This window comes from Acetomicrobium thermoterrenum DSM 13490, from assembly GCF_900107215.1.
In the GTDB taxonomy this organism is placed as follows: domain Bacteria; phylum Synergistota; class Synergistia; order Synergistales; family Acetomicrobiaceae; genus Acetomicrobium; species Acetomicrobium thermoterrenum.
Genome location: NZ_FNPD01000017.1, coordinates 1 through 7,144, shown reverse-complemented (window position 1 = coordinate 7,144; position 7,144 = coordinate 1). Strand labels below are relative to the sequence as shown.

8 protein-coding genes are annotated in these 7,144 nt (G+C 46.5%); 7 read left to right on the top strand and 1 reads right to left on the bottom strand.

Annotation, left to right across the window (positions count from 1 at the left end; all coding sequences use genetic code 11):
* The 3 genes from BLU12_RS09765 to BLU12_RS09755 form a co-directional block, all read left to right on the top strand.
* A partial coding sequence (locus BLU12_RS09765; protein ID WP_268753520.1) for a phosphate acyltransferase occupies window positions 1–411 on the top strand: 411 nt, incomplete at its 5' end.
* A gap of 63 nt (window positions 412–474) precedes the next feature.
* Window positions 475–1,554: a butyrate kinase gene (buk, locus tag BLU12_RS09760; protein WP_234945613.1), complete on the top strand. Its 1,080-nt coding sequence runs from the start codon at window positions 475–477 to the stop codon at window positions 1,552–1,554.
* Between the two features lie 30 nt (window positions 1,555–1,584).
* Entirely contained in the window at window positions 1,585–2,031 is a 447-nt protein-coding gene (locus tag BLU12_RS09755) for a hypothetical protein (RefSeq protein WP_091462429.1), read from the top strand.
* An 80-nt stretch (window positions 2,032–2,111) separates the two neighbouring features.
* Here BLU12_RS09755 and tpx read toward each other — a convergent pair whose 3' ends face one another.
* Window positions 2,112–2,627, bottom strand: coding sequence for a thiol peroxidase (gene tpx / locus BLU12_RS09750; protein WP_091462426.1), 516 nt, complete (start codon window positions 2,625–2,627; stop codon window positions 2,112–2,114).
* 383 nt (window positions 2,628–3,010) lie between these two features.
* Between tpx and cysE the strand changes: the two genes are divergently transcribed.
* From cysE to BLU12_RS09730, 4 genes are all read left to right on the top strand, one after another.
* A complete protein-coding gene (gene cysE / locus BLU12_RS09745) occupies window positions 3,011–3,709 on the top strand; it encodes a serine O-acetyltransferase (RefSeq protein WP_091462424.1) in 699 nt (232 codons plus the stop codon).
* Window position 3,710: 1 nt separating this feature from the next.
* Window positions 3,711–4,625, top strand: a complete 915-nt coding sequence (gene cysK, locus BLU12_RS09740; protein ID WP_091462422.1) for a cysteine synthase A — start codon at window positions 3,711–3,713, stop codon at window positions 4,623–4,625.
* Between the two features lie 171 nt (window positions 4,626–4,796).
* The gene (gene brnQ, locus BLU12_RS09735; protein WP_091462421.1) at window positions 4,797–6,113 is read left to right on the top strand and encodes a branched-chain amino acid transport system II carrier protein; all 1,317 of its coding nucleotides are present in this window, start codon (window positions 4,797–4,799) and stop codon (window positions 6,111–6,113) included.
* Window positions 6,114–6,205: 92 nt separating this feature from the next.
* Window positions 6,206–7,144 (top strand): sodium-dependent transporter (locus BLU12_RS09730; protein ID WP_234945612.1); only part of this gene is annotated, 939 nt, incomplete at its 3' end.

Below are 7,144 nucleotides of genomic sequence, written 5' to 3'. Positions count from 1 at the left end.
GGCGTCGAAACGCCAAAGGTCGCTGCCTTGGCCGCCGTAGAGGTAGTAAATCCCGATATGCCCTGCACGATTGATGCAGCCGCATTGGTCCAGATGAACAGACGAAACCAGATAAAAGGCTGCATTATCGATGGACCTCTGGCTTTGGATAACGCCTTGAGCGAAGAGGCCGCACGTCATAAGGGAATAGTTTCTGAGGTGGCGGGGCATGCTGAAGTCTTGCTCGTTCCCGACATAGAGGCGGGGAATATCTTTGCCAAAGGTATTGTCTATCTCACGAAAAACAGGACGGCCGGCCTGGTCTTGGGCGCAAAGGTTCCTATAGTTCTTACAAGCCGTGCCGATACTGCGGAAACCAAGCTTTTGTCCATAGCGTCAGCTGTGGCTTTGGCTGCTTATAAATCAGCCTAAAAGGGGATTGCAAGTTAAGGGAAAAGGGTAAAATAGGCGCACAGAATGGGAGGAACGTCACTAATGATATCGCCGAAGATATTAGCAATCAATCCGGGTTCGACCAGTACGAAGATCGCTTTTTTCGAAGGGGACAGGGAAAGTTGGCGCGAAACCCAAAGATATGACATCGATGTCCTGAAACGTTTCAGTGGAATCATAGAACAGGAAAACTTCAGGTTAGAGGAGATAAAAAGGTCTTTGAGGGCTCATGGCACCAAGTTAGAGGAGGTCGATGCCTTCGTAGGCCGCGGAGGTTTGTTGCATCCGATTCCTGCAGGTACATATGCGATCAACGATCTTATGTTGGAAGAGATGCGCGCCTGTAAATACGGCGTGCATGCAAGCAACCTTGGTGCAATCCTCGCCCACAATTTGGCCAAGGAAGCGGGCGACAAACCCTGTTTTATTGTCGATCCCGTAGTCGTGGATGAGCTGTGCGATGAGGCAAGGATATCAGGTTTTCCGGAAATTGAGCGAAAATCCATCTTTCATGCCTTAAATCAAAAAGCGACGGCCAGAAGAGCGGCAGAGGAAATGGGAAAGAAGTACGAAGAGACCAGGTTGATAGTAGCGCATCTCGGCGGAGGAATATCCGTGGGAGCTCATTTGTACGGTAGGGTGGTGGATGTCAATAATGCCTTGGACGGAGAGGGGCCCTTCTCGCCGGAAAGGGCGGGGACCCTTCCGGTAGGGCAGTTGGTCAATTATTGCTACAGCGGCAAGTGCACGCTGGAGGAAATGCAAAAAAAGCTGGTGGGCCAAGGCGGATTGGTTGCCCATCTGGGGACTAACGATGCGCGCGAAGTCGAAAAAAGGATAGCCGAGGGTGACGCCAAAGCTGAGTTGGTCTATAATGCAATGGCATATCAGGTTGCTAAAACTATCGCTGAGTATTCAGCCGTTCTTTCAGGCCAGGTCGATGGAATAATTATCACCGGAAGCATTGCCTATAGCAATAAATTCGTAGACATGGTCACCAAACGCGTAAGCTTCATTGCTCCTATCTTTATATATCCCGGCGAGGATGAGATGCTTGCCCTTGCGCAGGGAGCTTTAAGAGTGCTGACGGGAGAAGAAGAAGCAAAAACATATGCCTATTAGAGGCTAGGGGGGACGAGGATTTTGCCACCCATGCTTAAGTTCGTTACGGGATTGTTGATGTATTCCTTTATATTCCCGAGGGCCTACGTTGCCGTTGTCCCGAAGGGGATAAAATGGATAAAAGATCATTTCTATGACGAGATCCCAAAGGACGTGAAATGGGCAAGAGGATACCAGAAGTTTTTGCTGGGGTTGCTCTTTTTTTTGGAGGTGTTTTTGCAATCCTCGTGGTCTGCCTGGGTGGCATACAGAATTTTGGAGTATTCAATGAAAGCAGAATCCTATAAATGGGGTTATTTCTTGATTGGCGCTATATGCGGTGAAGCAGCCCTAGGGTACATTGCCAGGAAAGAGGAAAATGTTGACCTCTGGGTTGCTTTGCGCTCCATCATTCCCATGGGTCTGCTGATCGAATTTGTGATCAACCCCCGATTTTTAGATACGCTGTTTGGTTGGTTGGTGAATATAAGCCTTTGATCGATGGCATTTAAAGAAGAAAAAGCCCGCTTACGTTTGTCTTTGGTAAGCGGGCTTTTTGGACAGCAACTTGTTAAGGTTTACTTTATTAGCTCTTTTAGTGCCTTTAATGCGGCGTCGTAATCCGGATGGTTTGTGGCCTCCGGGACAATTTGGACGTAGCGAATAACGTCGTTTTTGTCCGCTATAAAAACTGATCTTGCAAGGAGCCGCAGTTCTTTAATCAGGACGCCCCAATTTGTACCAAAAGAGGCATCTCTGTGATCTGACAGAGCAATGACCTTCTTTATGTTCCCTGAAGTGCAAAATCTCTTTATTGCGAAGGGAAGGTCCATGGATATGTTGAGAACGACTACATCGTCGGGCAGAGATGTGGCCTCTTCCTCAAACCTGTGGGCTTGAACATCGCACACGGATGTATCGAGAGAAGGCGTTACGGATATGACTTTAATCTTATTTGCGAAGTCGGATTTTTTGACTTCCTTCATGTCTTGATCTATGACCGTGAAATCCGGGGCTTTGTCTCCCACTTTCAGCTCAGGGCCTATTAGGGTAATTGGGTTGCCGTGCATGGTAACTACACCTTTTCTTTCCAAGTTTATCACCCCCCATTTATATTTGATATCTCTACATGTCAAGTATAAATTATAATGGTTTTTGATATTTAGGTCTAGCTAAATTTTATGTATACCTACTTGACTTAAGGAGATATTTTATGTAAATTTACATAAACAATTTTGTGCTTGTAGTTGGAGGATTAAGGATGAAGATTAATGGCTTGCTTTTTTGCGCTTGTTGTTGTCGGTGGATCGCTTCATGATCTACCGCGGCTTGGGGCCGCGGCTATAGAAAAGCTGTGGCCAAAGCCAAAGGCAAGTTAATTTAAAATATAAAACTTTTTTAAATATTAAGAGGGCTTTCGCGCCACAGCGAAAGCCCTCTTAATATTTAAAGTTAATTACAAAGGGAGGAATGAAAAGTGAGAAAAATATGGCAAACGATAAAGTCAGATTATCAGGCAGTAAAAGATAGAGATCCAGCCATACCCGACGGTTTAAGGGGTGCGCTTGAAATCATCTTGTGCACGCCCGGCTTTCAGGCCATTTTAGCCCATAGGTTTATACACTTTCTACATACGAAACTTCGCATTCCCATTTTGCCTAGGTTTCTGGGTTTAATAGTGCGCTGGTGGACTGGAATTGAAATACATCCTGGAGCAGAGATTGGCAGAGGGGTGTTCATAGACCACGGAATGGGCGTGGTCATTGGAGAAACTGCCGTTGTAAAGGACAATGTTACTTTGTTCCACGGCGTGACCCTGGGCGGAACCGGAAAAGAGAAGGGAAAGCGCCATCCGACAGTGGAAGAGGGGGCTTTTATAGGAGCCGGCGCTAAGATATTGGGGAATATTGTCGTCGGCAGGAATGCGAAGGTCGGTGCCGGGAGCGTGGTGTTGAGGGATATTCCACAAGACAGCACAGTCGTCGGAGTTCCTGCCACGGTTGTCAAATATAGGGGAATTAGGCTGAGGGAAAATTTGAAGCCCTCGGAGCCCTCTTTACAACATTCGCTTTTGATGCGCCTGGCTCAGCTTGAGGAGAGCGTGCGAATCTTACAGGAAGAAGTTGTAAATTTGAGGAATCAGCTTAACGAAAAAAACGAAAGGGAGGTCGCTTGATATGTTGTTGAATGAAGTAGCGATTGGGCAGTTAATAGGGAGGACGCCATCGATCAAATTGTCCTCTAAGAAAGGATATATATTGACGAAACTGGAAGGCAATAACATAGGTGGCTCGATAAAGGATAGAGCCGTATGGGGCATGCTCAAATATTTCGAACAGGCTGGCAAGTTGAAACAAGGCACGACTATAGTGGAACCAACGTCTGGTAACACCGGCATTGCGCTGGCAATGTTCGGAGCGACAATGAACATAAACGTTATACTGGTCATGCCTGAGTCAATGTCCATGGAGAGGAGACAAATATTAGCTGCCTATGGAGCAAAACTGGAGTTGACGCAGGCTTCGGAGGGCATGGGAGGCGCTATAAAAAGGGCGGAACAAATTGTAAAAGAAATCCCAGGTGCCGTCATGCTGGATCAGTTTTCCAACCCCGGGAACCCTTGGGCCCATATGGTGACGACTGCTCCTGAAATATTGTTGGATGCTAAAGGGTCCGATATCGCTGCCTTCGTCGCAGGGGTTGGTACCGGTGGCACCTTGACGGGGGTTGGAAGATGTTTGAAGAAAGCCTTTCCCAATATGAAACTTATCGCTGTAGAACCGGCCGGTTCGCCGGTGTTAAGCGGCGGCGCGCCCGGATCGCATACTATCCAGGGCATTGGCGCAGGATTTATACCTAAAAATTTAGACCTTTCTTTGGTAGATCGAATAATTAAGGTGTCAGACGAAGATGCGATCGACATGACAAGGTATTTGGCTCAAAAAGAAGGCTTGTTTTTAGGCATATCAAGCGGTGCCAATTTATGGGCAGCTAACGAGGTAATGAAAGAACTGAAGGATAATTCGATCGTCGTTACGGTAGCGCCTGACCGAGGGGATAAGTATCTGAGCACCCCGGCATACCGGGCTTAACTTCATGACTACTAATACATAATTAGGCAAAACTAAAATATCAAATTCACTTGCACCTGGAATATATATTTGATATATTGGACACAGTATGCAGATATATACAATTCTTTTATTGCATCTTTTATTGGAGAAAATTTAAACAAAGTTGCGAGAAGGGGGCTGTCTGCCAAAATGGAGAGAATTAACACAAGAGATGTTATCGTTACCGGCTTTGCCCTGTTCGCCATGTTTTTTGGTGCGGGTAATTTGATATTCCCTCCCTATCTGGGGTCTTTGTTCGGCACCAAATGGGTTGCCGCTATGTTGGGGTTTGGTATTACTGGCATTGGATTGCCGCTTTTGGGAGTCATGGTCATGTCTCAATATGATGGATCCTTTGAAAAGTTTGCTGATAAGGGTGGCAAACTTTTTGCTATTCTCCTGGGATCTTTGGTCGTATTGTGCATTGGTCCGCTTCTTGCCATTCCTCGAACGGGCGCCACGACTTTTGAAGTTGCCGTTAAACCCTTTTTCCCAAACATGAACCCCTACATACCCATTATTGGCTTTTTTGCTCTGACATATTATTTTTCGATGAAGCAATCCTCGGTAATAGATATAATCGGAAGGGTCTTAACTCCGGGCTTGCTTGGCCTTTTGATTTTCATCATTATAGCAGGTATCGTTAATCCAATAAGCACGCCGCTGGATCCGAACGTGGCAAAAAGTTCGGCATTTTCTTCATGTTTTGTGGAAGGCTACCAAACGATGGATGCCCTTGCTGCAGTTATATTCGCCGGCATAATAGTCCAAAGCATCCGTGCAAAGGGGTACGGAAGAACTTCTTCTATTAAGATGACGGCAATCTCAGGGCTTATCGCTGCAGCTGGTTTGTTTGTCGTCTATGGCGGATTGATGTATTTAGGGGCTACTGTTTCCTTTATGTCCAGTGATATTCCAAGGACGACTTTGCTTGTTACCATTGTCGCCGAGATCGCAGGGGATGTCGGCTTAGCCGCTTTAGGCATAGCGGTATCTCTTGCCTGTTTGACTACCGCAGTTGGTTTGACTGCTGCAACCGGAGAATTTTTCAGCAATCTATCTAAAAATAGGGTTACCTACCTTCAGGTTGTCACTCTCTCTACCATATTCAGTGCGCTTTTTGCGGGGATCGGCGTCGACGGAATAATCAGATTTGCTGTGCCCATCTTGGTCGTTGTCTATCCCATCGTCATAGTCTTGATGTTCATGAACCTGCTTTCTCCCGTATTTAATGATTCCTGCAGGTACGCATATGTAACTGCACTTGCGGGAACCCTCTTGGTTAGCTTATATGACGGACTGTCCGCTATGGGGGTAACAATCTCCGTTTGGGGTGACATCGTTTCCATGATTCCCCTCGTGGGTAACGGATTTGGGTGGTTAATGGCTTCTACAATTGGATTCGGGATAGGGCTGATTGTCGACAGGATTGCTTTGGCTATAAAGGGTTCGGAAAGTTGCGCTTAACATTGCATTAGGAAGGAACAGAGCGTTGTTTTGGCAATAGTACAAACACAAAACAAACCCCCAAGATGGTACCGTTGAGGGGGTTTGTTTTTTTGGGAAACTATCGCTTGCATGTACTAATATCTCATAAGGAGTGGATTTCTTTGCAGGAAAGAGAACAGTTAGCCACGAGGTTGGGATTTATTTTGGTCTCTGCAGGATGTGCCGTTGGATTGGGAAATGTATGGCGATTTCCCTATATAACAGGGCGTTACGGCGGGGCAGTCTTCGTACTCTTTTATGTTCTCTTTCTTATGGTGATGGGGCTTCCCATTATGGTGTGCGAATACGCCATGGGGAGGGCAAGTCGAAGAAATTTGGCGGGCGCTATGCTCGCTCTTGAGCCTCCGGGCACCAAATGGCACATATACGGCTACCTGGGTGTAATGGGAAACATGATCCTGATGATGTTTTATACGACCGTAGCAGGATGGGGCCTGGCCTATGTTTACCATACTGCTGCCGGCCATCTTTCCATGTTATCACCCGAAGAAGTCGAGGGTTTTTTCGCCTCCTTTGTATCCAACACTCCTCAATTGGTCCTCTGGATGGCTTTGACCGTTATACTCGGCTTTATCGTTTGCTTAATAGGATTGCAGGCGGGAGTTGAGCGAGTCAGCAAAGTTTTGATGTCCGGATTATTTTTATTGCTAATCGTCCTTATCATACGTTCCGTTACTTTGCCCGGCGCTGAAAAGGGCTTGGCCTTTTACCTTAAACCTGATTTTTCCAAACTAAGTTGGGAAGCGGTTTATGCAGCCATGAGCCAGGCCTTCTTTTCTTTGAGCTTAGGCATAGGAAGTATGACGATCTTTGGAAGTTATCTGAGTAAAAAGAGAGCTTTGACGGGGGAATCTGTATATGTCATATTTTTTGGGGCGCTATCAGCCCTGATGTCTGGATTGGTCATATTCCCGGCCTGCTTTGCCTTCGGAGTGGATGCCGGAGCTGGCCCAGGATTGATCTTCGTGACCCTTCCAAACGTATTTAAC

Coding starts and splice junctions, on each gene's coding strand:
- BLU12_RS09755 (WP_091462429.1), top strand. CDS start 1,585: ATGCTTAAGTTCGTTACGGGATTGTTGATGTATTCCTTTATATTCCCG.
- buk (WP_234945613.1), top strand. CDS start 475: ATGATATCGCCGAAGATATTAGCAATCAATCCGGGTTCGACCAGTACG.
- cysK (WP_091462422.1), top strand. CDS start 3,711: ATGTTGTTGAATGAAGTAGCGATTGGGCAGTTAATAGGGAGGACGCCA.
- brnQ (WP_091462421.1), top strand. CDS start 4,797: ATGGAGAGAATTAACACAAGAGATGTTATCGTTACCGGCTTTGCCCTG.